Raw genomic sequence first — 396 nt, 5'->3', positions numbered from 1 at the left:
GATCGTCGGGATCGGGGGGCGGGGCGGGCTGCGGCCCGATGCGGCGCGGCTGGCGGCTCTCGCCGGGGAGTCTCGGGGTGTCGTCGTCGCCGTCGATCTGCCCAGTGGGGTCGAGGCGGACAGCGGTCAGGTGCTCGGGGCCGCCGTGCGGGCCGATCTCACCGTCACCTTCGGGGCGCACAAGCCGGGGTTGCTGATCGATCCCGCGCGGGAGTACGCCGGGTCCGTGCGGTTCGTCGACATCGGGCTGGACGTCGAACTGCCGTCCGGCGGGGCCGCGTTGGAGGCCTTGCAGCATGCGGATGTGGCGGCGTTGCTGCCGGTGCCGGGGGCCGAGAGCGACAAGTACCGGCGGGGGGTGGTGGGGATCGCCGCCGGGTCCGGGCGGTATCCGGG

The 396-nt window shown here is 75.0% G+C and carries 1 protein-coding gene; it reads left to right on the top strand.

Annotated elements, in window-relative coordinates:
- The coding region (locus JHN63_RS52100; RefSeq protein ID WP_307782211.1) for an NAD(P)H-hydrate epimerase at positions 1-396 on the top strand (396 nt) is incomplete at both ends.

Origin of the sequence: Streptomyces sp. MBT65, from assembly GCF_016612545.1 — a bacterium.
Classification (GTDB): domain Bacteria; phylum Actinomycetota; class Actinomycetes; order Streptomycetales; family Streptomycetaceae; genus Streptomyces.
The sequence above is the reverse complement of the archived record's forward strand: the minus strand, read 5'-3'. Positions and strand labels throughout refer to the sequence as shown.